This is a genomic window from Streptomyces sp. NBC_00237 (assembly GCF_026342435.1).
Taxonomy (GTDB): Bacteria; Actinomycetota; Actinomycetes; order Streptomycetales; family Streptomycetaceae; genus Streptomyces.
The window spans coordinates 20,667-41,928 of record NZ_JAPEMT010000008.1 but is presented as its reverse complement, the minus strand read 5'-3'; the positions used below and the strand labels follow the sequence as shown (position 1 = coordinate 41,928).

21 protein-coding genes and 1 pseudogene are annotated in these 21,262 nt (G+C 69.8%); 9 read left to right on the top strand and 13 right to left on the bottom strand.

The genetic code is table 11. The features are described from left to right. Positions 1-24 precede the first annotated feature (24 nt). The 13 genes from OG897_RS40095 to OG897_RS40035 all read right to left on the bottom strand — a co-directional run bounded on the left by OG897_RS40095 (position 25) and on the right by OG897_RS40035 (position 11,729). The gene (locus OG897_RS40095) at positions 25-2,148 is read right to left on the bottom strand and encodes a chromosome segregation protein ParM (RefSeq protein WP_266665323.1); all 2,124 of its coding nucleotides are present in this window, start codon (positions 2,146-2,148) and stop codon (positions 25-27) included. A gap of 81 nt (positions 2,149-2,229) precedes the next feature. Continuing rightward, on the bottom strand, positions 2,230-2,646 hold the full coding sequence (locus OG897_RS40090; RefSeq protein ID WP_266665321.1) for a conjugal transfer protein TraB: 417 nt from the start codon (positions 2,644-2,646) through the stop codon (positions 2,230-2,232). A 19-nt stretch (positions 2,647-2,665) separates the two neighbouring features. After that, positions 2,666-5,185 carry an ATP/GTP-binding protein gene (locus tag OG897_RS40085; protein WP_266665319.1) on the bottom strand — a complete coding sequence of 840 codons (2,520 nt, stop codon included), beginning with the start codon at positions 5,183-5,185 and terminating at the stop codon, positions 2,666-2,668. A 152-nt stretch (positions 5,186-5,337) separates the two neighbouring features. Further along, the gene (locus OG897_RS40080) at positions 5,338-5,574 is read right to left on the bottom strand and encodes a hypothetical protein (protein ID WP_266665317.1); all 237 of its coding nucleotides are present in this window, start codon (positions 5,572-5,574) and stop codon (positions 5,338-5,340) included. After that, entirely contained in the window at positions 5,571-6,068 is a 498-nt protein-coding gene (locus OG897_RS40075) for a hypothetical protein (protein ID WP_266665315.1), read from the bottom strand. Before OG897_RS40075 ends, OG897_RS40080 begins: the two co-directional genes overlap by 4 nt. A 128-nt stretch (positions 6,069-6,196) precedes the next feature. After that, on the bottom strand, positions 6,197-6,358 hold the full coding sequence (locus OG897_RS40070; protein WP_266665312.1) for a hypothetical protein: 162 nt from the start codon (positions 6,356-6,358) through the stop codon (positions 6,197-6,199). Positions 6,359-6,431: 73 nt separating this feature from the next. Further along, positions 6,432-8,450 carry a hypothetical protein gene (locus tag OG897_RS40065; RefSeq protein ID WP_266665310.1) on the bottom strand — a complete coding sequence of 673 codons (2,019 nt, stop codon included), beginning with the start codon at positions 8,448-8,450 and terminating at the stop codon, positions 6,432-6,434. Positions 8,451-8,555: 105 nt separating this feature from the next. After that, a complete protein-coding gene (locus OG897_RS40060) occupies positions 8,556-8,771 on the bottom strand; it encodes a hypothetical protein (RefSeq protein WP_266665308.1) in 216 nt (71 codons plus the stop codon). Positions 8,772-8,892: 121 nt separating this feature from the next. Then, entirely contained in the window at positions 8,893-9,114 is a 222-nt protein-coding gene (locus OG897_RS40055; RefSeq protein ID WP_266665306.1) for a hypothetical protein, read from the bottom strand. A gap of 135 nt (positions 9,115-9,249) precedes the next feature. Next, positions 9,250-9,429: a hypothetical protein gene (locus tag OG897_RS40050; protein WP_266665304.1), complete on the bottom strand. Its 180-nt coding sequence runs from the start codon at positions 9,427-9,429 to the stop codon at positions 9,250-9,252. 239 nt (positions 9,430-9,668) lie between these two features. Continuing rightward, complete coding sequence (locus tag OG897_RS40045; protein ID WP_266665302.1) at positions 9,669-10,205, bottom strand: WhiB family transcriptional regulator; 537 nt, start codon at positions 10,203-10,205, stop codon at positions 9,669-9,671. A gap of 92 nt (positions 10,206-10,297) precedes the next feature. Beyond that, on the bottom strand, positions 10,298-10,606 hold the full coding sequence (locus OG897_RS40040) for a hypothetical protein (RefSeq protein WP_266665301.1): 309 nt from the start codon (positions 10,604-10,606) through the stop codon (positions 10,298-10,300). A 130-nt stretch (positions 10,607-10,736) separates the two neighbouring features. After that, positions 10,737-11,729, bottom strand: coding sequence for a hypothetical protein (locus OG897_RS40035; protein ID WP_266665299.1), 993 nt, complete (start codon positions 11,727-11,729; stop codon positions 10,737-10,739). Between the two features lie 369 nt (positions 11,730-12,098). Here OG897_RS40035 and OG897_RS40030 point away from each other — a divergent pair, with 369 nt between their 5' ends. The 9 genes and pseudogenes from OG897_RS40030 (at position 12,099) to OG897_RS40000 (ending at position 21,091) form a co-directional block, all read left to right on the top strand. Beyond that, positions 12,099-13,418: a GNAT family N-acetyltransferase gene (locus OG897_RS40030; RefSeq protein WP_266665297.1), complete on the top strand. Its 1,320-nt coding sequence runs from the start codon at positions 12,099-12,101 to the stop codon at positions 13,416-13,418. Between the two features lie 121 nt (positions 13,419-13,539). Next, a pseudogene (locus OG897_RS40955) lies at positions 13,540-13,758 on the top strand (multiprotein-bridging factor 1 family protein); the annotation flags it as partial. A 327-nt stretch (positions 13,759-14,085) separates the two neighbouring features. Next, positions 14,086-14,973 carry a DNA-binding protein gene (locus OG897_RS40025; protein ID WP_266665295.1) on the top strand — a complete coding sequence of 296 codons (888 nt, stop codon included), beginning with the start codon at positions 14,086-14,088 and terminating at the stop codon, positions 14,971-14,973. Between the two features lie 4 nt (positions 14,974-14,977). Further along, positions 14,978-15,658 carry a dihydrofolate reductase family protein gene (locus OG897_RS40950; RefSeq protein ID WP_323188166.1) on the top strand — a complete coding sequence of 227 codons (681 nt, stop codon included), beginning with the start codon at positions 14,978-14,980 and terminating at the stop codon, positions 15,656-15,658. A gap of 35 nt (positions 15,659-15,693) precedes the next feature. Next, on the top strand, positions 15,694-16,125 hold the full coding sequence (locus tag OG897_RS40945; protein WP_323188165.1) for a deaminase: 432 nt from the start codon (positions 15,694-15,696) through the stop codon (positions 16,123-16,125). 479 nt (positions 16,126-16,604) lie between these two features. Then, positions 16,605-16,874 (top strand): helix-turn-helix domain-containing protein, encoded by a 270-nt coding sequence (locus OG897_RS40015; RefSeq protein WP_266665293.1) that lies wholly within the window; start codon positions 16,605-16,607, stop codon positions 16,872-16,874. 645 nt (positions 16,875-17,519) lie between these two features. Then, positions 17,520-18,950: a transcriptional regulator gene (locus OG897_RS40010; protein WP_266665291.1), complete on the top strand. Its 1,431-nt coding sequence runs from the start codon at positions 17,520-17,522 to the stop codon at positions 18,948-18,950. Positions 18,951-18,960: 10 nt separating this feature from the next. Continuing rightward, a complete protein-coding gene (locus tag OG897_RS40005; RefSeq protein ID WP_266665289.1) occupies positions 18,961-19,812 on the top strand; it encodes a DciA family protein in 852 nt (283 codons plus the stop codon). 115 nt (positions 19,813-19,927) lie between these two features. Next, complete coding sequence (locus OG897_RS40000; RefSeq protein WP_266665287.1) at positions 19,928-21,091, top strand: protein kinase; 1,164 nt, start codon at positions 19,928-19,930, stop codon at positions 21,089-21,091. Positions 21,092-21,262 lie beyond the last annotated feature (171 nt).

Genomic DNA, 21,262 nt, shown 5'->3' with positions numbered 1-21,262 from the left:
CTGCAGGGGGTGTTCGGGGTGGGGTCAGACGCCGGAGAGGTTCTTGATCGCTTCCAGTGCCTGGAGGGGGGAGGTGACCGCGTCGCGGCGCGCGGCGGACTTCGCCGTGCGGCGGGGCTTGCCGCCGCCCTTCTTCGGCTTGTCCTCCCCGTCCCAGTCGTCGTCCTCGTCATCGATCGGTTCGGGGCCGAACTCCCCGGGCCGGGGCGGCTCGGTCCAGTCGAACCACAACTCCCGCGCCTCGAGTTCGCGGATCTCGTAGTCGGTGAGGGAGGCGATCGCGTCGGGGAAGTAGGCGTCGAGGCCGGACTTGAAGTCCATGAAAAGGGTGCGCAGGACCTCGGGGTGCTTGGCTTCGACGATCCATCCGGCGCCGCCGGTGTTGGAGTCGGTGGGCGGCTCGGGCTCCCCGGCCATCACCCGCTCGATGCGGCCCGCTTCGGCGGGGGAGAAGGAGCGGGGGAGTGGGTCGGGGGTGTTGTCCGAGGAGATGCCGAGGGCCTTGAACATGTCGGCGATCTTCTTCGGTGCGACCTTCAAGATGACCGGGATGCAGTTCTCGCGGAGGTTCTCGCACAACAGCTGGGTGAAGCCGTCCTGTACGTAGATGGACTGGCCTGCCACCTTGAGGCCGATGCCGTACTTGCGGCCCTTGACCGACACCTTCTCGGCAAGGTCCATGATCTCCGCGCCGTAGTCGCCGTGGCGGGCGGCGGAGAGGAACTCGTCCAGGTAGGCGGACAGCATCCGGTAGGGACAGCCCGCCAGTTTGGGGTCCCAGTCGTAGACCCGTCCGTCGTCCCAGACCATCTCGCCGCGGATTTCCATCAGGGCGTCCAGGGTGCGCAGGAGCCGGATCATGTACAGGGCGCCGACGCCGTAGCGGTCGGTGTACTCGCCCAGCTTGGCTGCCTTCTCGTCCGGGGCTTCCGCCGCCAGCCACACCACCGCGCCGAACAGGGCGTCGGCGGCGACGTGCAACCCCATCAGCTGAGTCTTGCCGCCGCCGGACGGGGCAACGAACAGGCCGTGGGCGGCGCCCCGGTCGGTGTGGACGCGGTTGCGGGCGGGCTGCCCGTTGCCGAGGTAGCCGGTCACCCACCGGCCGTCCTTGTCCGGGGTGAGCAGCTCGCGGGTGGCGGGGAAGATCTGCGCGAGCGGGCTGGAGTCCCACAGGGAGACCAGGACCTGGTTGCCGTCGACCGTGACGAACAGCCGGCCGTCGTCGTACTTGGTCTTCAGCGCGGCGGCCAGGTTGTCCTGGTTGACGCGCGGCTCTCCCAGCTCGTCGGGGACCTGGGCGATGTAGTGGGTGACCTTGCGGTCGTGGTCGCGGACCGTCTTGATGTACTGCGAGCCGGGCACCGGCCCACGGTCGCCGCCGATCCGGTCGGCCCACCACTCGCGGGTGGTGGGCGCCTTGCGGCGGCGCTCGTTCAGATCCGGGGTGACGTGGACTTCCTTCCAGCCCGGTCCTCCTTCACGCCCGTACTGGCGGGGCACGTCCTCGATCCGTACGTCGGTGGTCTCGACACCGAACGCGGCGGCAACGGCTTCCTCGGTGAGGCTGGAGATCGGCCGTCCGGCCTCGGAGGCACGCAGCAGCAGCGACAGGTCGTTGGGCATGCCTGCGTGCGGGGTGGCCGTGACCACGATGGTGCGGCCGGGCAGCCCACGCTCCTCCCACAGCCAGCGGACCTGGCGGGTGAAGTTGTCGGCACCGTCGTCCGGCTGCGCGGGAGACGGCTCGGCGGCTTCCTGCAGCTGCGGCGCGGGGGCCGGACTGGCGAGCGCGGGGCGGTGACGGCGGCGGGCGTGCCGGGAGAAGGGCATCACGAACAGGCCGGCCCCCGCCCAGCTGGCGGCGAGGAGGCCGTCCAGGCACCACGGCCCCCAGCCGACCGTGTGCCGGGCGGCGATGTCGATCGCGGCGGCAGCCACGAGCGGCGACCAGCGCAAAATCTTGCGTCCCGCACCGGACTTGTTGCTCTTGGCGGCCAGCACCCAGCCGCCGACACCGGCCGCCCCGGCCAGCTGTACGACCGTGTTGACGGGGCTGTCGGCGAAGAGGTTCGGGGCCGCGGCGAGGACCGGGGCACTGAGGGTGTAGAAGGTGCGCTCCAGGGCGACGCTGCGCGGCACGGACACCGGTTTTCTCCTTCGGGTGTGGCGATGGGCGGCCCGCCGTAACGTGGCGGGCCGCCCATCAGGGGGTGCGGGTGGGTCGGGTCAGCGGACGAAGAAGCCCGGCTTGGGGGTGCGCTCCTTGCGGCTGGAGCGGATGTCGTCCAGGCCCTCGTACAGCCGCGCGTGGGTGCGCCGTGTGTCGTGGGCCTGGCCGGATACCTCCTGGGCCGTCTCGTGGAGCTTCTTCACCTCGATGGCGGCGCCGCCCAGGGCGACAGACACCTGGTTGGTCATCTCGACGTGCGTGCGGTCGAGTTCGGCGTTGGCGATGTCGACGGCCAGGCCCTCGGCACGGCGGGCGTTGGTCTCCATGTCGCGCTGCAGCGTCTGGAGTTCGTTGGTGGCCAGGTCCATGGCGTGGCCGAGCGCCTTGAGTTTCTGCTGGACGGCCTTGTAGCGGTTGTCGCCGTCCGTCCGGGCGGCGGCACCGCTGCCGGTGGCGGGTACGAGGTCGCTCATCAGTGAGCCCCCTTTCCTGCTAGTCGTGGTGGGCGGCGGAGGAAGCGGTGGCCAGGCCGGCGTCGTCCATGGCCTGCATGTCCTGGCCGTAGACGCGGCCGACCGCCATGGCGGCGAGCCGGGCGGCCTCCGCGGCGATGTCGCACTGGGTGGCGCACCGTTCGGCCACCTGCTTCATACGGTCCGCCGCGTCGGCCAGGTCGGTGATCTGGTCGACGACCGCGGTGGCGATGTTGTGATCGGCCCCCAGATCGGTGGCCATGTCGCGCAGGGCGTCGGCAACCTTGCCGAGCGCGTCGGCCAGGTCCTGGGCGCGGTCCTTGTCTCCGGCTGCGGCGATCGCGATGTTCACGATCTCCGTCAGGTACTCGCCGAAGGTGATGTCGGTGCGGTGCTTGGCCGCCATCCGGGCCTGGCCTGACGGCCTGTTGACCTCCGATGCCACGGGGTCCTCCTGTGCAGTGGGTCGGGTGGTGCCGGGACGCTGGGTGTGCGGTTCCGGGGCCCGGGGCAGCGCGGGCGGCGGCACGATCTCCGCCTCCGGGTACTCCTCCCGGACCGGGCCGGGGTCCTGCTGCGGCTCGGAGGGACGGTCCGCGCGGTCCATCCGGAAGCCGAAATCGGCGGCCGGGCGCGGGGACTGCCGCTCCGACGCGGCGGCCCGGGCCTGCTTGCACGGCTTGCACCGGCACTGCGCCGCGTGACCCTGCCGTCCGCGCTGTGCCCGCTCCCGTTCTTCTCGCTCGCGGTCCAGCCGGGTGTAGTAGGCCCGGGCATAGGCCTTGTCGTCCTCCTTTTCCTTCCTGCGCTGCTCCTTTTCCTTCCTGCGCTGCTCCGCCTCCTCACGCCGGAGCCGCTTCCACATGTCCCGGAGCCCGTACGGGCCATCGTTCTCCGGTCCCTCCGGTTCCGGCTCTTCCGGCTCCGGGGTCGCTGCTCCCTCCTTGGAGTCCTTGGGGGCTTCTGGGGCGGGGCTGGGATCGTCTGCCTTCGCCTCGCCGGTGGGGGCGCCGTCGGCTGGCTTCTTCGCGGAGGCGGGATCTGCGGTATTGGGATCCTTGGTGTCGGTCCCGGTGCCGTCCTTGGTGGCGGATCCCTCGGAGGGCTTCTCGCCGCTCTTCCCGTCGTCCGGCTCCGTGGTAGCGGAGTCGGCCTTCGGGCTGCCGGAGGGCTTCGCCGGGTCGTCCTTGGTCATCTTCTTGGTCGTGGCCTCGGAGTCCTTGTCGCCGGTGGCGTCCTTGGTGCCATCGGTCTCGTCCTTGGCCTTGTCGTCCTTGGCCTTGTCCTCCTTGGTGCCATCGGTCTCGTCCTTGGCCGTGTCGTCCTTCGCGGCCTTGTCCTGTTCTGCCGCGCGGCGCTTGTCCCAGCGGCGTTGCGCTTCCTGCCCGAGGGCCGCGCCCAGGGTGGTGCGGTCGTCGGCGGCCTTGGCCGCCTCCCGCTTCGCCCTTCCTGCGGCCTTCCGCTCGGCTTTCCCCCTGCGGCGTTCCTCGCGCGCCGCCTGGACGGCGGGGCGCTCCAGGTCGCGGTCCTTGCTGCGGTCCGCGAGGCTGGCGGCCTGGTCGGCGCTGCGCCGTTGCTGGCGTGCCGCCTGGCGGGCGGCGGCGCGCTCCTGGCGGCCGCGGGCCCGCTCAGCCCGGGGACTGACGGCCGGCGAGTCCTTCGCCTTTCCGCCGTCGCCCTTCGAGCCGCCCCTGCCGTTGCCGGTCCCGGTACTGCCCGAGCCGTTCTTGCCGCCGGAGCCGCCCGAACTGCCCTTGCCTGTACCGGACTTGCCCGCACCGGGGCCCCCAGGGCCGTTCTGGCGGCCTTTCAGGCCGCCGGACGACTGGTTGCCCTTCGAGGTCCCCTTTCCGCCGCCAGCGGAGCGATCAGAGCCCTTACCGGCCCCCCTGGGGGAGTGGCCACCCCCGGAACCGCGGCCAAAGCCACCGGACCCGTTCGTACCCGAGCCCCGGCCCCCACCGCGACCGGAGCCGCCGCCGGCCTTCGAGCGGCCGCCCTTGTCGGCGCCCAGGCCGGAGCTGGAGGATCGCGCCGCGTCGGCCTTGCCGCGCGCCGCCGCCTTGTCGGACTTCGCTTTCATCTGCGCGGCATGAAACTTCGCGTTCTGCTCCATCAGCGCGGTTTCCTGAGCGGTGCGGGCCTCCAAAAGCGCGGTCTTTCGCGCTATTTCCGCCTCGCGGAACGGTGCTTCACCGGCATGCCGGTCCCGCGCCACTTCAAAACGGAGTTCCAGCCATTCACCGAGGCGGTCGGCGAGAGAGCGAGGCTGCTCGTATTCGCCTTCCTCGTATTCCTCCTCGTCGGAATCCGGGGCGTCAGGCAATCCCGTCTCCCGCAATGCGATTTCCGGGGAAATAGGGCCACGAATGGCCGGGGTTTCCCTGGTCGCCCTTTCCGGGGGAGCGCCGTCGTCCGCGCTGCTGCCGGACGGTTCGGAATAGAAGAAATCCCCGGCGTCGGGGGCATCCGGCATTCCGCCGGAATCGCCGCCCCGAGTGGGGAGGTTGATGACGTTGCTGTCGGTGTCGTCGGACACGCGGCTCCTCCTCCTGGGCTTGACAGTCGGCGTCGGCCTCGCGTACACGCGCGCACGCCACGCGCGGCACGCGACACGCGCGGCACGCGTTGGGATCGCCGAAGGGCCGCCCCCGGGGATCGGGAACGGCCCTTCGTACGGGGCGCGGGAAGCTAGCCGGAGTGGCGGCTGTAGACGTTGTGCAGGGCGAGCGCGGCCTCACGGATGAACTCCGTGTTCCCGTCGCGGTATGCCTGGGTGCCTCGGATATTCACGATCCGGAGCCAGGCGTAGAAGGTGCCGAGGTCGGTGCCGTGCTGCGCAATCAAATCCTGTTTGATTTTCCGCTCGTGTTCCGCACGGTTCATTTTCTTCCGCTCGGCTTTCGTGAGCGGGCGACCTGCACTCACGCCGACTCCCTGCGGTTCAGGTCGTAAATCGACGTGGGACCACCATAGCCCGGATTCGGGCGCTGCACACCCTGCTGGCCCGGGTTTTCCGGGGCGGCCTGGAGTGTGGGGTTCTTCTTGTGCGCCTTGAGCTGGGTCTTTTCCTTTCGGTTTTTCTTGACCTCCTGCACCTTTTCGTCGTGGGCGTGACGCTTATGGGCGCTCTTTTCCAGCCCGGAACTAATGCTCTTGAGATTGCTGAGAACGTCGTTCAGGGACTTCTCCACCGGGAAGGAACGCAGGAAAGCCTGACCCCACTTGTCGCCCGGCACGCGCGAATTGCGGCAGTGCAGGCGGGTCTCGCGCTGGAGGATCTCCAGCTTGGCCTGCATGTCCAGCACGACCCGGTTGAAGTCCGCGAGGTAGTGCGCGTAGGCGGCGGGGTTCTGCGCGATCTCGCGCAGCGCCGCGTGCGGATCATCGAAGAAGGGCTGGCCGTTGTTTTCGGTGCTCACGGGGTCCTCCGTGGGGGTCGGATCTGCTGTACTGGGCGGGCTGTGGACTGCTTCCGGCAGTCGCAGCGAGGGCCAGCCCACTTCGGATGGGCTGGCCCTCACTGGTGTGTGCCGGACGAACGACTGGCTCAGCGCTGCTTGCGCGGCAGCAGCCGGGGGTGGCACCACCAGCAGCCGGGGCCGTGGTCGTGCAGCGTGCGGGAGTGGGCCAGGGCGAACGGCGCCGCCACAATCAGGGCGAGGCTGATCACGGCGAGGATCAGGCCGATCGCGTAGGTCAGGTTGCTCATGTCGAACTCCTCTTGGTCCGGTTCGGCGCGGGTCGCTTCGGCGGGCGGCAGCCCTGGTTGGAGCCGCGCGATCTCACGAGACGTCCTTGAAGCGGGTCCTCGCGATCTCAAGGCGGCGGCCGGCGGTGGCCCGTGAGACACCGAGGACGTCCTTGGCTTCGTCCACTGAGACGGTCTCCGCGCCCTTGCGCCGGTACATGAGACTGAGCAGCGAAGTGATCTGCCCCTCGATCTCAGCGTCCCGGGCGAGGGTGGGGCGGCCGGTCTCAACGGAGCGCAGCGGAAGCGGAGTCGCGCCGCTTTCCGAAGGAGCTGTCTCACGGCCTGACCTGGGAGTCTCACTCGACTGAGACGCTGTCTCAGCTGTGCTCACCAGAGCGGTTGTCTCGGTGACGCCCGTCTCAAGTAGCCGCCGGGTCTCACCCTCGTCCGTCTCGGCAACGAGCGCCGGGGCCGTGCGGGGGTGGGGAACCGTCTCCCCGAAGGCGCCGGAATCGGCGGCCCGGGTGGGCTCGGTCTCATCGGCGGATGCGGCGCGGTTCGTCTCATCCGGCCCGGCTCCGTTGCCGGTGCCCATCTCACCGGAGTCCGTCTCAACCGGTGCCTTGGTGATCTGGTGGATGCGCCACATCACCCACGGAGCGATGGCGGCGACGCTGACGATGAGCCACCACAGCGGGTTGCCCTTGCCGTCGACGCCGACCAGTCCGGCGGCCGCGAGGTGGTAGATCGCATTGGCTGCGACCATGAGGATCAGCGCACCGGCGACATCGCGGTGCCGGCGGAAGGCTTGCACCACGTAGACGTCGATAGCCAGCGGCAGCGCCCAGGCAACCTCCGTCGGCCAGCCGCTCATCTTGGCCAGGGCGAACTCGCCGGACGCGGTGAGGACGATCGTCGCGCCCAGGGCCACACGCGGCCCCCAGGTGTCGACGAAGTTCTTCCGCTGCTCCTGCTTCGCGATGAGCGCCTGGGCCTCAGCGACCTCCGCGCGAGTGGCCTCCAGCTCCCCCCATGCCGCCTGCTGCTCCATGCGGGCACGGTTGCGGACCTGCTCGGCTTCCTGCTGGGCGGCGGCAACCAGGCGGCCTGCCTCCTGCTCCGCCGCCGTGATCCGCTCGGAGGCGGCGGTGTTCGCGCTGGAGATGGCGCCGGCCGCCTTGGCCTCCGCGAGGGAGCGGACCTTGAGCACGTCCTCTTCGGCGCGGGCTTGCGCGTCCTCGAGGACCTGCTGCGCCTCGCCGCGCGTGTCGTCGGCGTCCTGCTCTGCCTCGCGCAGCACTTCGGCAACCTGAGCGCGGGCGTCGTCCAGGAGGCGGGCCGCGTCCTCTTCCGCCGTCGCGATCTCCTCGCGGGCCCGGGTGCGCAGGTGCTCGGAGTCCTGCTCCGCCTGCTGGCGCATCGCGGCCGCGGCCTCGCGGCGAGCGCGGGCGTCGTCCTCGGCAGCGGCCACCAGGTCAACGGCCCGCTGCTTGGCCTCCTCCACCAGGTGCCCGGCGTGCGCGGCGGTCGCGTCGGCCTCGGCCTGGAGCCGGTCCTTGTCCTGCTCCGCCTCGGCACGCACCTGCTGAGCGCGCGTCCGAGCGGCCTCCACGATCCGACCGGCCTCGGCCTCCGCCTCCGCCTGGAGCTTCTCCGCGGCCTGTCGGCGGCGGGCGAGGGTCTGCTCGGCCGCCGTCAGGTCGCCGTCGGCGATCGTACGGGCGCGCTGCACGGTCTCCTCGGCCGCCGCGATCTGCTCCTCGGTCAGCTTGTGCATCCGCGCCGCCTGGCCTTTGGCGATCTGAAGGATGCTGTCGGCTTCCGCCTGCGCCTTCCGTACGGCGCTGTCGGCTTCGGCGCTCTGCTGGCGGGCCTGCGCGAGAAGGTCGTCGGCCTCGGTGCGCGCGGCGGCGAGCAGCTGGTCGGCCTCCGCGCGGGCGGCCGTCACGAGCGCCTCGGTGTCGATCACCGGGGCCGGGGCGGGCTCGGTGACCACCGACGTGTTCGCGTCGGTCGCCGCTGCCGTCTTGGCGGCCGTGGCGGTGGTGGTCCTGGCCGTCGTGTTCTTCTTCGCGGGAGCCTTGCGGGCGGGCTGGCGTCGGGTGCTCACAGGCGGGGTCCTTTCTGGTGTACGTCTGCCGACCCGCCGCTTGGCGAAGGGCATGACGGACGGGATGCCGCCGCCCCAAGCGGGGCGGCATTCACGGGTGTTCCTTCAGATCTGCTGGCCGCGCGTGCGGCGGCTGGGGGCGACGAGGCCAGTGCGACCGGACTCATCAAGCCAGCGCTGGGCGTGGTCACGGTCGTGAGCACCGGCTATCGCCGCGAGCCCGTCCTCCGTGGTGACGTAGGCGGACCAGGTGGTGCCGTCGTTCTCGGTCTCGGCCTGCGCGGTGGCGATCTGGCTGGCGAGCCATCCGGGGAGCGGCATGACGTCTCCTGTCCTGTTCTGGAGGTCCGGGCCGGGCTGTCCGACTCCCCTTCACCGCCCGTCCCGGCCGCCGCAGTCGCGGGCGGTCGAGTCGGGCGGATCAGGCAACCGGCAGACCGGGTCAGGCCAGGGACAGGTGCTGCGCCCACTGGGCGGCGTGCACGCGTACCGCCTCGTGCGTCGAGACGGTGACGCCCTGCGCGGCGACCGCGGTGATGACCTGGCCGGACTGGTGCGCGGCGGCGAAAGCGGGGTGCGCGGCGGCGGCGAGGTCTTCGTAGTGGTCGTAATCCGCGGGGTCGTAAGACGTCGGGACGCTGGCGGCCAGGACGGTGGGGGGCATGTGGTCCTCCTCTGTGAAGGCATGGGGCGGGGTGTGCCCCGACTGGGGCGCATCGAAGAGCAGGCCGCCCGTCCTGCGGGCGGCCTGTAAAGGAAAGGAGCGTGCGACGGGCGACGAGTTGGGTGCGCGTCCCGCTCAGCGGGCCCGGCGCTGTCGCCCGAGGTAGGCGTCCTGAAGGCGGGCGAAGGACTCGTACAGCCGAGATCCGGCGGAGCACCGGGGCCCGACTTCCTTGGTGCAGTGACCGCAGGCACCGGCGTGCTTGTGCCAGGTGCGGGTGGCCGCCATGTACCGGGCGTGCAGGTCGTCAGCCACGCTGGCCAGCCGGGATACGGGCGAGGCACCGTTCCAGGTCTTCTGCGGCCTGGTCCGCTGCGCGAAGGTCGACGGCGGCCCTGCGGCGGGCCTCCTCCAGCTCAGCGGCAGCCTGTGCGGAATCCCGGCCCGTGCCGTCGGCGCTCACCGGACACTGCCCGACGCCGCACGCCGGGCGTCGGCCTCACGGGCCCGCCGCAGCATCTCGTCCATCTCCCGGGCCTGCGCGTCCTCGCTGCTCATGCCGCCTGCCCCCAACCGGTCCGGGCCCGGCGGGCCGCCTTGACCTCGCGGAGTTCACCGGCGAGCTGACGGATGAGCAGGTTCTGCCGCGCCTGGGCTCCCGCGTTGCGGCTGGACTGCTCAACGTTCACCGCGACCGCGGCCTGCAAGGTGCGGGCGACGGTGGTGAGCCGCTTCCACTGCGGGTCCAGGTCCTCACGGCGAGCCGCGCGAAGTCGCTCGTCCTCGCGCATGCGCGTCTTGTACAACTCCTGGCCGGAAAGCCCGCCGCGGACCATGCCGTCCGCCCTGTCCCAGCCGTCGCCCTCGCGCAGGGCGAGCTCACGGCAGGCGGCCATCACCGGGCAGCCGTGGCAGAAGCGCACCAGCTCCTCCCGGTGCTCGTTCCAGGACTTGCGGCTCTCGTTCTCACCGCGGAAGAAGTCGACGGCGGCAACACCCGGCTGCTGACACCGGGCGCCCGCGTCGACCACTTGCTGGAGCGCGTCCCGGCGCTGCGACTGGGCCTGTTCACCTGTCATCCTGTACTGCATGTGGGTTGTTCCTCTCTCAAGGCGGTGACCTGCAAGGCGGCCCCGGGGGTGCAATCCCCGAGGCCGCCGCTTTGGTTACTGGAGCGGCTGTTCTAGGCGGCGGGAGCGAACGAGGCCACGGCCCGGTTGGGGGCGGGGCGGATCAGGTGGTCCGACGTCGTCCACACGTCCCCGATCGCGTACGGCTGGCCGTCCGGCCGCAGGACGTCGCGGACGATGAGCGCCCACTGGGCGGCGTCCCGGCGCAGCAGCTGCGCCGCCTCGGCGGGGTTGGTGATGAGGACCAGGACCTCGTACTGCCCCAGCGGCGTCTGGTAGATCGCACCCGGCCGGCGCGGGCCGATCTGCTCGTCAAGCGCCGCTCGTACGGGGCGCAGGGGGTTCAGTGCGGAGACGGTCATCGTGGTGCCTCTCTGGGATGGGGCCGTGCACGGTGGTGGGGAGTTGTGGTGCGGACAGCCCGCGGCCCCGGTCGGCCCGGTCTGTACCGGGTCGGCCGGGGCCGCGGTGGTGCAACTAGCGGGGTGAAGGTCAGGAGGAGAAGGGGGGTGCCCACGCGGGGAACTTGATGGCGCAGGGTCCGCAGTGCATCTGGTTCCGGATGCGGCGCCACCCGGCCCCGGCCGCGCTGGCGAGGGTCGGCTTGGTCGCCCCGCACCGCACGCATTCCGGCGTCGGCCTGACCGGCGACGGTCGATCGGGAAACAGGCGCTTGATGTCGTCCTTGCGCCCGTCCGGGACATTCACCGGCTCCGGATCCATCGGCGCCTCGCACGCTTCCAGCGGCTGCTCGCCCACGAACTCCGGTACGCGCTGCGCATCGGCGGCCTCAGCCCGCGGAAGCGCCGACTCCCAGTGCTCGCTGCGAACTGCTGCCGTCGTGTACTGGCGGTCGAACCGGCGGCGCTCGCGCTCCAGCACCTCACGGCGCGCCCGGCGGGTGGGCTCCTGCCGGCGCAGGCGCTGGAACAGTTCCTCCAGGCGCGCGCCGTCGCGGCACATCCGCGCTGCCGTGCTGGGGGTGCGCTTCGTGCAGGACATGCACCGGTCGATGTGGCCAAGCAGGATCTGGTGTGCCGCACTCGCGCTGAGCGCGACGGGCTTGAGCTGCGTAGCCGCAGGCAGACTGCCGGTTCGCGGTTTCGGCAGAACCTTCGTCGCACGGCGGGCGGCGACCGTCGGGTTGGTCTCGGCAAGCTGCGTGCGCCAGAAACTGGCGTCGATGTCGAGGTTGATGCGTCGGTTGCTGCCGTTACAGCGGCGTGGGGTGGCCTGCTGGTGGTGGTACGGGGTGGTGTGGTGCGGGGTCAGCTTCGGCGTGCCGAGGACGCCGGTGATCGGCGTCCAGCAGCCGCAGTTGGGGCACACGGCGTGTTCCTTGCCCGGCGTCAGGTTGATCTCGTTGGCCTTGAGCTCCGAGGCGACGATCGCCGGTAGATCACTGACCTGCTTCGTGCGGGGCTTACGGCGGCGCTTGCGGTCCTTACGGTCCTTGTCCTGTGCGGGCATCGCGGTGATCGACATGCAGGGCTCCTTCAAGAGGAGAGCGAAAGGGGGCTGCGTCGCGGGTGAGCTCTCCGAACACCAGGCATCCGACGGGACGTTGTCCTGACTGCTCGGACAGCGCATCAGCGCTGCGACGTACGAAGAGAGCATCCGGCCAGGTGACCGGCCCAGGGGATTTGGAAGAGCATCGACCCTGGCCCTCCCCCTCTTCAGGGGAAGTGCTTCCTACGTGACTTGCGGTGGTGCCGTTTTGCAGCGACGGGTTAGCTAGTCGGTATAGATTGACTACTCAATGCCCGCCGCAATGAAGCATGCACGCCGCGCAACGAGCGGTCAAGCCCGTACGCCTAGATTGACTAGTCTTTCTTCGGCATGTAGACATCTCCCATGGCAGTCAGCGGCAGGGCCCGAGCCCTCTACCAGCGCATCGCGGACAAACTCCGCGCCCAGATCACCGACGGGACGCTGGTTCCTGGCGACCGACTGCCGACTGAAGCCGAGATCGCCGCCGAGTGGGACACAACCCGTTCGACCGCCGTTCAGGGCCTGAAGCTGCTGGTCAACGAAGGGCTGATCATCAGTGACCGACCCCGCGGATACTTCGTCCGTAGTCGGCGACCGATGGTCTATCGGCCGCAGGGCGAATTCCGAAAGCGCCCACTGTCCCCTGAGATGGACCAGTTCCTCACGCAAATGTCCGAGGAAGGGCGCGAGGCCGGCCAGCACATCGAAGTGCAGGTGGAAGTGCCGTCTCGGCAAGTTCGCGAGCGTCTCCAGCTGAACGAGGGGGAGCTGGTTGTCGTCCGGCGCCGCGTCCGCTTCGTCGACGGAGTCCCCTACAACACGAACGACTCGCACTTCCCGCTCGCGCTGGTCCAGAACAGCGAGATCATGAGCCCGGACGACATCGCCCGCGGCGCGAACGTGGTCCTGTCGGAACTCGGGTATGAGCAGGTCCGCGCCTTGGACGAGATCCAGGTACGGATGCCGACTCCCGAGGAAGCCGACCGCCTGCAACTCGGCCCCGGCACGCCCGTGGCAATCCACCTGTGCACGGGGTTCACCGAGGAAGGCAGGCCGGTTCGCGCTGTGGTCAACGTGCTGCCCGGCGACCGACACGTCATTACCTACGAGCGCAGCCGCCGCCAGTTCGATCCCGCGCCGATAATCCGTCAGGCCGTCGCCGCAGACCTGCGCACGGTCATTGACCTGTGGGAACACGCTGCTTCTTGGCTCAACGAGCAAGGTATCGATCAATGGCAGTACCCGCCGCGCGAAGATCGCATCAAGGCCAACATCGCCGCCGGTGAGTGCTGGATCGTCGAAGCTGATGGGGCACCCGTGGCGACGATCACCATCGACGAGCACGCCGACTCGGACTTCTGGACTCCCGATGAGGCTGCCGAACCTGCGTTCTACGTGCATCGCATGGTCGTGCGCCGCGATGTGTCGGGCCTCGATCTCGGATCGGCCATGCTCGACTGGGCGGGCCAGCACGCTACGAGCCAGGGCAAACAGCTGCTCCGCTTGGACGCCTGGCGCACCAACGAAGATCTGCAGAAGTACTACACCGACCGAGGCTTCACTCACATTCGGACCGTCGAAGCGGCCGACCGAAGCAGCGGTGCTCTGTTCCAGCGCCCGTCCGGCTATAGCCGCAGGACAGGGCCGCAGCTCGCCGTTGTTCCGAACGAAAACAAGCACTGATTCACCCCCCTCACTGGACTCCAGAACCCGTCGACTCGGTTCTAGTCCCGGGGAGCTGCTAGTTCCAGATCTGACATGTGGCCGGGTGAACTGGCCACATCAGCCACAGGATTGGGGCGGGATGGCGCAGAAGCCGAGGGAGCTGACGCCCTGGGTGTCCCCCCTGCACAACTGGGGCTACCAACTGCGCGGGCTGCGAAACTCACGGGGCCTCAGCCTCCGCGAACTCTCGAAGCGGAGCCGCATCGATCACGCCCACCTGGGGCGATTCGAACGAGCAGAGCGCGTGGCCGACCATGCCCAGGCAGCGGTCCTTGACCGTGCCCTGGACGCCAGCGGGATGCTACTCCGTCTCTGGGAGCAGATCGGCGACAAGCATGGCCATGTGGCCAATACGCCCGTTCATGTGGCCAAGTCCTCGATCGATCTGGCCTTGGCCGCAGCAGACCAGGCAGCGTCGGACGGTGAAGGGACCTCGGTCCCGTGTCGTCTACGCGATGGGTCGGTGGTTTGGGTGGCTCTGGAACGGCGCGCACTTCTGCGCGCGGGGGTGGGGTTGGGAGCCGCTGCGGCGGTCGGCGTTGGTTCGCCCGCGGCCGCGGACTCGGACAGTTTGTCGAGCCTGGTTCGCAAGGCGCGGGCCGCGTCTGCGTACGGATCGACACCGGTGGAACATCTGCGCCGTACCCGCCGTCTGCTGATCGACGGCGACAACCTGCTCGGGCCGCGCCACGCCCTCAAGGCGACGCGCGATTACATCGACGTCATCAAGGAACTGCGACGGGAGGCGAAGGGCGCCGACCGGCGCGACCTGATGGAGCTCCAGACGCAGTACGGGGAATTCCTTTCCTGGCTGCACCAGGACCTGGGAAACCCGGAGGCCGCGTCGTACTGGCTCGACAGGGCGATGCAGTGGTCGTACACGGTCGGCGACACCGACCTGACCACGTACATCATGGCCCGAAAGGCCCAACTCGCCGGTGACACAGCCGACCTGGTCGAGGTGGTCGACCTGGCCGAAGCCGCCCAGCGGATGGCGCGGCCCCGTAGCCGGCTCGCCGCCGTGGCCCGCACCTACGAGGCATACGGACACGCCCTGCGCGGCGACGCCGACAACAGCGAGCGCGCCATCGACTACGTGCGCAACGCCCTGGACGGCATCGGCTCTGATCCCACTCCGTGGGGCGTGTGGCTGAACGCCTCGTACGTAGAGGTCCACCGCGCGCAGGGTCTGGAGGCCCTCGGCAAGCACGGCCAGGCTGCCGATGCCTTCGCCGACGCGATCCGGCTGATGCCCGGCGACTACCACCGCGACCGCGGCGTCTACATGGCGCGCCAGGCCGTGGCCCTGGCCGGTGCCCGCGATCCGGAGCATGCCGCGACGGTCGGCATGCACGCGTTGACGGTCGCGGCCGACACAGGCTCCGGCCGGATCACCAACGAGCTCATCCGGCTCGACACGGCCCTGATCCCCTGGCAGCGCGAGGCCCCGGTCTCCGAGTTCCGGGCCGCCTTCGACTCCACCCTCGCCCACGAGACAGAAACGGAAACCTGAGCAGATGACTGCCCGCCCGTACGTCGTACTGTCCGCCGCCATGTCGGTCGACGGATACCTGGACGACACCAGCCCGGAGCGGCTGCTGCTCTCCAATGCCGACGACTTCGACCGCGTTGACCAGGTCCGTGCGGAGTCCGACGCCATCCTCATCGGCGCGACGACCATGCGGAAGGACAACCCGAGGCTGCTGGTCAACTCCGACAAGCGTCGGGCTCAGCGTGTTGCCGACGGCAAGCCCGAGTTCCCGCTCAAGGTCACGGTGACCCGCACCGGCGACCTGTCCGCCGACTTGAAGTTCTGGCACCACGGCGGCGGGAAATTGGTCGTGACCGTGGACGACGCGGTGGGGAAGGTGCGCGCCACGCTGGGGGACCTCGCCGACGTCGTGAGCGTCGGGCCGGAGCTCGACTGGGGTCTGGTCCTCGAGGAGCTCGGGCGCCGCGGCGTCCGTCGGCTGATGGTTGAGGGTGGGGGCACGATCCACACCCAGCTCATGGCTGCTGACCTCGCCGACGAAATGCACCTCGCCGTCGCGCCGCTACTGGTAGGCCAGGCCGACGCACCGAAGTTCCTGGGCACCGCCGACTACCCGGGTGGGTCGACCGCCCGGATGCGGCTGCTGGAGGCCCGCGTGATCGGAGACGTCGTGCTGCTCCGCTACGCCCCGAAGGGGCGCGTCTGATGTATGCGCCCGCCCGTGACCAGGACCTCCGATGGATGCGACGCGCGATCGACCTCGCCGCGCTGTGTCCTCCGGCTGCTGGCGCCTACTCGGTCGGCGCGATCCTCGTCGGTGAAGACGGCACCGAGCTCGCGTCCGGCTACTCCCGTGCTACCGACCCTCGCGAACACGCGGAGGAAGTCGTGCTCGCCCAACTCTCCCAGGATGACCGCCGGCTGGCCGGGGCGACGATCTATAGCACGCTGGAGCCCTGCTCCCAGCGCAGCGCTTCCCGTACCCCGTGTGCCCAGCGAATCCTCGAGGCGGGCATCCCGCGCGTCGTCATCGCCTGGCGGGAGCCGAGCCTGTTCGTCGCCGACTGCGTCGGTTACGAACAGCTGGTGGCGGCCGGGGTCGTGGTCGTGGAACTGCACGAGCTGGCTGAGGCCGCGAAGGCGGTCAACGTGCATCTGGGGGGCCTCGCATGACGGATCAGCTGCGCGTGATCGGATCGTCTGATGGCCGGGCTGTGGAGATCGGCGTCGTCGTGGCGCCTTGCAGAGGGCCGCTCAGGGCGCGGTCGAAGGGGGTGACATTCGGGGGTGACATCCAGATGTCATCCCCGAATGTCACCAGACACCGCGTCAGGTCACGTGCCAGACTCGCCGCGTTCGCTTCCCTTCCCGTGGGATGGGACCGTTCGCGAACTCGCATCCCGTCAGGCGGGAAGAGCGGGGCCACAAGTCAGCGGGCACTGGAACTGCCGCTCGAAATCTGTTCCGCTTCAGGGGCACTAAGCGGCTCCACCTGCGCGTTCTCACAGCAGGAACGACGCAATCGTCAACGGAGGGAGGGGAGTCCGATGGGGGCAGTCGGTATCTCGTATACCAACATGCTCGTTCTCGATGGCGAAGATCGTTGGTGGCGTGTATCTTTTGGGGAATCATTCTCTAGGGTGGAGGTACCGATGCCTGATCCGCTGAGGCGAATTGACGCCCTGGTGGAGGAGGACACCCTCCCCGCACCGCAGGTCCGGCAGCAGCTCCGACTCGCCGCCGGCCTCACCCAGGCCGAAGTCGCCGAGGCCATCGGCGTCAAGCGGCTCGCGGTCGCACGGTGGGAGGCCGGCGCCACCCAGCCTCACCGAGGGAACCGTCGCGCGTACGCACATCTCCTTCGGAAGCTGGCCGCGAAGCACCCGGATGCCGCCGTTGAAGAGGCGACCAATGAGGGGTGACTTCATGGTCCCGGCCGCTTCCAGGCATGCCGACTCCACCTGCGTTATCGAGGGGGTCGGGGTGACGTAGCCGCCACCGGCCGCGCGCGCCATCAAGCGGATTAACCACCCGCTCTGGCCTCGCGCGGCCCTTCGTTCCGACCGGATTAACCACCCAGGTCGGCCGCTCAGTCCCGGTTACCGCCGGTTCTGAGCTTCGGCTCATCGAGCCAGTTATTCAGCAATCGCAACACCCGGCCACTCACCACGGCCACCACAGCCGCAGCAGCACCAGCTGCGCGTCGGATCGCCGGTGCCCCCACCACGGGGGATTGGCAATCCACCACCAAACAGACAAAAGGAACGGAGAAATCTCCCCCCTGCCATTCGATGTCCGCCCGCTCCGCACGGAGAGGGCTCCCACACATCCACACGAACGGATAGGCCAGCCCCGAAGGGCTTGGTCGGTCCACGCATATGGAAGCTGGTTTCTTCATAGTGCCCGATCTGGTGTCCACCTGTCAGCTTGGCCCTGCCCGATTCACCCCGGTTCAGTTCCAGCGGGCTTCCCGCGTGACGGAATTTGCGCCCGACTCCTTCGCTCTTGAGCAGTTCGTGCCGGAAGAAGGGTTTCCGGTAGGAAGCTACAACTGTGACGTTTTCGAGGTGGAACTCAACGTTGCGGCGGCGCTCGCCGCGAAGGTTCCTGCTCCCCGGTCGGCTCCGGACGACGGCTTCGCAGCGCCCGCGTTCGCGCTGGTCCGAGGTGAGGCGCAGGGAGTGCAGCAGACGGCGTCGCGTCGTGCCGGGCCGCGGGCGTGGCTGCGTTCGGTCGTGTGGCTGGTGGGAGCAGGGTTGCACCCGCTGGCGGGTCCGTCGACGGTGCGCGTGGCGGAGGACCTGGCGGCCCGGATGGATTTCACGCTGGGGCTGGTGCTGTACGACCTCGACGGCACGGTGCGGCGGCTTGGTCTGTCGCGGGCGACGGTGAAGCGGCACGTCAAGATCCTGCGGGAGCTGGGTGCCCTGGTGTGGGTGCGCCACGGCTCGAAGCGGAACCTCAGGGTGCCGGGTCGGGCGTACACGGCGACGGCCACGATCTACGGTGCGGTGATCCCGCTGGTGTACGACGACGCGATGGGTCACCGGCTGGTCGGCGCGGGTTACGAGGCCCGGGTGTGCGGGGTGACCGAGGCGGGGCGTGAGCGTGCGGTGGAGGTTGCCCGGACGGCGGCTGAGGCCAAGCGGAAGCGCCCCGTACGTAGGCGGCGCCGGTCGGGCCGTGAGCCCCATTCTCCTGGGTCTTACCCGCAGTGCCTTTCTGCGGGTAAGACTCTCTCTCCCTCTGAGAAAAACCTCGCAAGCGGGGAGAGCGATTCCCCCACCCAGAGGAGGAAGAAGCGGCGGGCCGGTGGGCCCAAGAAGCGCAACCGGTTCGGCAACCGCCTGCACCTCGCAGGTCAGCTGATCGCTGAGCTCGACTGGCTGCGCGGCTGCCACGTCCGTCGTATCGCCTGGGTCAGCCAGCACGTCGCCGATGCCGGGTGGTCGGTCACCGAGATCCGGGCCTGGATTGATTTTCGCGGCGGCATCGGCAGTGGCCACGTACGGCGTGGCTCGGGGCTGCTCGCAACCCTCCTGGCCGGTGCACACACCAGCATCGACACCCCGGCGAAGCGTGCGGCCCTGGTGGAGCACTGGCGCGGCACTCAGGTGGCCATGCGCCGCCACCGCATCCAGCACGTCCGCCGCCAGCGGGAGCAGTTCGACGGCGACTGGCGGGTCCCCGCCGACGCCAGCGTGCGTCAGCGCGTCGCCGATGCCTTCCAGGTTGCCTTCCGGCCGTCGGTGCCAGGTGGGGCTGTTCCCGGAGCCTTCGCGGACAGCGTCCCGCAGGACCTGGACGCGGAGAAGGCGGCGGGCCGGGCGCTCGTGCAGCAGGAACTCCGCGCGGGCGACCCGTCCACGGTCGTCAACGCGCTCCATGCCCTGGGGCGTGACCTGACGGAGGAGCTCTACGGCGCGGACCTGGTCCACCAGGCCACGCAGCTGGCGGCCCTCGCCACCAGCACCCTGACCACGCTCGGCAGCCGGTAGGAGGCCCGCCATGACGACCACACCCACCACCCCGACCGCACCCGAGACCGTGTCCGGCGCCGACCTGGCCCGTCTCGCCCTCCAGTCCGCCCGCGCCGCCGCCCGTGCGCGGGGCAACAACCCCAGCGAATCCCGCACACCCCGATCCCGTCCGGCCCGGTCTGTCCGGGGAGACCGTAGGGAGCCGGCCGCGTTCGGTGCCGTCACGAAGGAGCTGATCGCCGACCGGGTCTGGGAGCTGGCCACCCTGGGCGCGAGCGTCCTCGACCAGTGGCCCGACATTGCGGCCCTGGTCGCGCCCACCCTCGCTGACCGTGTGAAGGCCAGCGGGTACGACCCCACCACCGGGGCCCTGACCCTCTGGCCGGAGACCATGGCCTACCGCACCCAGCTGCGCTACCTCACCAACCGCATCCTCGCCGCAGCCCGCCAGGTCACCGGCACGTCGGCCGTGCGCAGCATCGTCGTCCTGGCCCCCCACGCCCCGCCCCCGCCTGCTCCGGGCCGCCGCCAGGCCGCCCCGGAGCCCAGCGGTGAGGTCAAGACGCGGGAGATGGGGTGCGCCGGGTACCAGGAGGCGCTGGCCGTCGTTCAGGGCAGCCGCTCCGGTCGGCGGGTTGATCCGGAGGTCGCGGCGGCCGTGGAGCGGCAGACGAAGGCGATGCGCGAGCTCAGCGCCCGCGCCTTCGCCGCACAGGCAGACGCACCGGCTCCGATCGCAGAGGCGCGTCTCCAGCGGAGCCGCCAGGCCGCTGCCGTCGAAGCGGCAGCCCTGCGCCGGGCCCGAGCCGAACGGGCAGCCCGGCAGAACGGCACCACGACGTCGCTGCCGCAGCAGGCCCCGCTGCGCACCACGGCGTGACCCTCATGTGACTGCCGGTCAGGTTTCCCCTGTTGCAGGGGGTTCTGTCGGCGTAGCGTGATGGGTACACGTCGAGTGCACCGATCACTGCGGTGCGTGCCCATGAGGGGGAGCCGTGCGGGCAGGGACCGTGCTGGACGGCCGCTACCGGCTGATCGAGCCGATCGGCGCGGGCGGCTTCGGGCAGGTCTGGCAGGCGCACGATCCGAAGGTCGACCGGCTCGTTGCCGTGAAGGTCCTCACCGGCGACGGCAATACGGACCACGACCGGCAGGTGGCCCGCTTCGCCCGCGAGGCCGCGGTCGCCGGCGGGCTCGCCCACCCGCACATCGTCACCGTCCACGACTTCGGCTCCGCCGTCCACGACGGGCAGCTGTACGCCTACCTCGTGATGCAGCTGCTCCCCGGCCTCTCGCTCAGCGCCGCCCTCAGGAAGGAACTCCCACCCCTGCCGACGGCCCTCTACATGGCGGCCTGCGTCGCGGACGCCCTGGAAGCCGCGCACGAAGCGGGCCTCACCCACCGGGACATCAAACCCTCGAACATCATCGTCCGCGAGGACGGCCACGCGACGGTCGTCGACTTCGGGATCTCCAAGGGCAGCGACCCTAGCCACGACATCACCACCACCGGCGTCCTGATCGGCACTCCCGCCTACATGGCCCCCGAAGCCCTCTCCGGCACCGTCGACTACCGCTCCGACCTGTACTCCCTGGGCTGCGTGCTCTACGAGCTCGTCACCGGGCAGCGGCCCTTCACCGGCACCTCCTGGCAGCTGATCAACCAGCACATCCATGAGCAGCCCACACCACTGCGCGCCCTGCGCCCCGAGGTACCGACGGAACTGGAACAGCTGGTCGGTCAGCTCCTGGCCAAGGACCCGCGTCACCGGCCGGACAGCGCGGGGGAGGTCTGCGACCTCCTCGGGGAGATCGGCCAGTACCTGGACGATGACCTGACCCCCGCCAAGGGCATCGACCTGGCCTCCGAGGTGTGGATCAGCAGGCAGGAAGCGTCCAAAAGAGAGCTGATTCCCCTGCGGATGTCCGCCTACCAGCCGTGCCCGGTGTGCAGATCCGAGGAGGATGACGACCCGGCGGAGGACTGTGACGTCTGCCGGGGAGAGGGGCAAGTGCTCCGGTCCCGGCGCACCTACAGAGTGCGATTTCCCGCTGGCATCAAGGACGGGCAGAAAGTCCGCCTCCGGGGCTTCGGCTGCACAGGCGTCCACGGCGGGCCATCCGGTGACCTGTACGTGACTGTCTACGTCACCGACTAAAAGCATCGCGGACGGCACGCTGTTTGCGGCTCCCCGGTCCACCGGCGATGCCCAAGGGGTTGCCGCTTCGTACGGTTGCGTCCGGGGGCTGACGGTCGCCAGCAGCTCGCTGGCTTGCTGATCCTTTCGCGCTCGGGAATCCCACCGGCTATTCTTCGAACAAGTATTCGA

Coding starts and splice junctions, on each gene's coding strand:
- OG897_RS40945 (WP_323188165.1), top strand. CDS start 15,694: ATGCGACGCGCGATCGACCTCGCCGCGCTGTGTCCTCCGGCTGCTGGC.
- OG897_RS40055 (WP_266665306.1), bottom strand. CDS start 9,114: ATGCCCCCCACCGTCCTGGCCGCCAGCGTCCCGACGTCTTACGACCCC.
- OG897_RS40040 (WP_266665301.1), bottom strand. CDS start 10,606: ATGACCGTCTCCGCACTGAACCCCCTGCGCCCCGTACGAGCGGCGCTT.
- OG897_RS40090 (WP_266665321.1), bottom strand. CDS start 2,646: ATGAGCGACCTCGTACCCGCCACCGGCAGCGGTGCCGCCGCCCGGACG.
- OG897_RS40950 (WP_323188166.1), top strand. CDS start 14,978: ATGACTGCCCGCCCGTACGTCGTACTGTCCGCCGCCATGTCGGTCGAC.
- OG897_RS40015 (WP_266665293.1), top strand. CDS start 16,605: ATGCCTGATCCGCTGAGGCGAATTGACGCCCTGGTGGAGGAGGACACC.
- OG897_RS40070 (WP_266665312.1), bottom strand. CDS start 6,358: ATGAGCAACCTGACCTACGCGATCGGCCTGATCCTCGCCGTGATCAGC.
- OG897_RS40005 (WP_266665289.1), top strand. CDS start 18,961: ATGACGACCACACCCACCACCCCGACCGCACCCGAGACCGTGTCCGGC.
- OG897_RS40045 (WP_266665302.1), bottom strand. CDS start 10,205: ATGCAGTACAGGATGACAGGTGAACAGGCCCAGTCGCAGCGCCGGGAC.
- OG897_RS40030 (WP_266665297.1), top strand. CDS start 12,099: ATGGCAGTCAGCGGCAGGGCCCGAGCCCTCTACCAGCGCATCGCGGAC.
- OG897_RS40060 (WP_266665308.1), bottom strand. CDS start 8,771: ATGCCGCTCCCCGGATGGCTCGCCAGCCAGATCGCCACCGCGCAGGCC.
- OG897_RS40035 (WP_266665299.1), bottom strand. CDS start 11,729: ATGTCGATCACCGCGATGCCCGCACAGGACAAGGACCGTAAGGACCGC.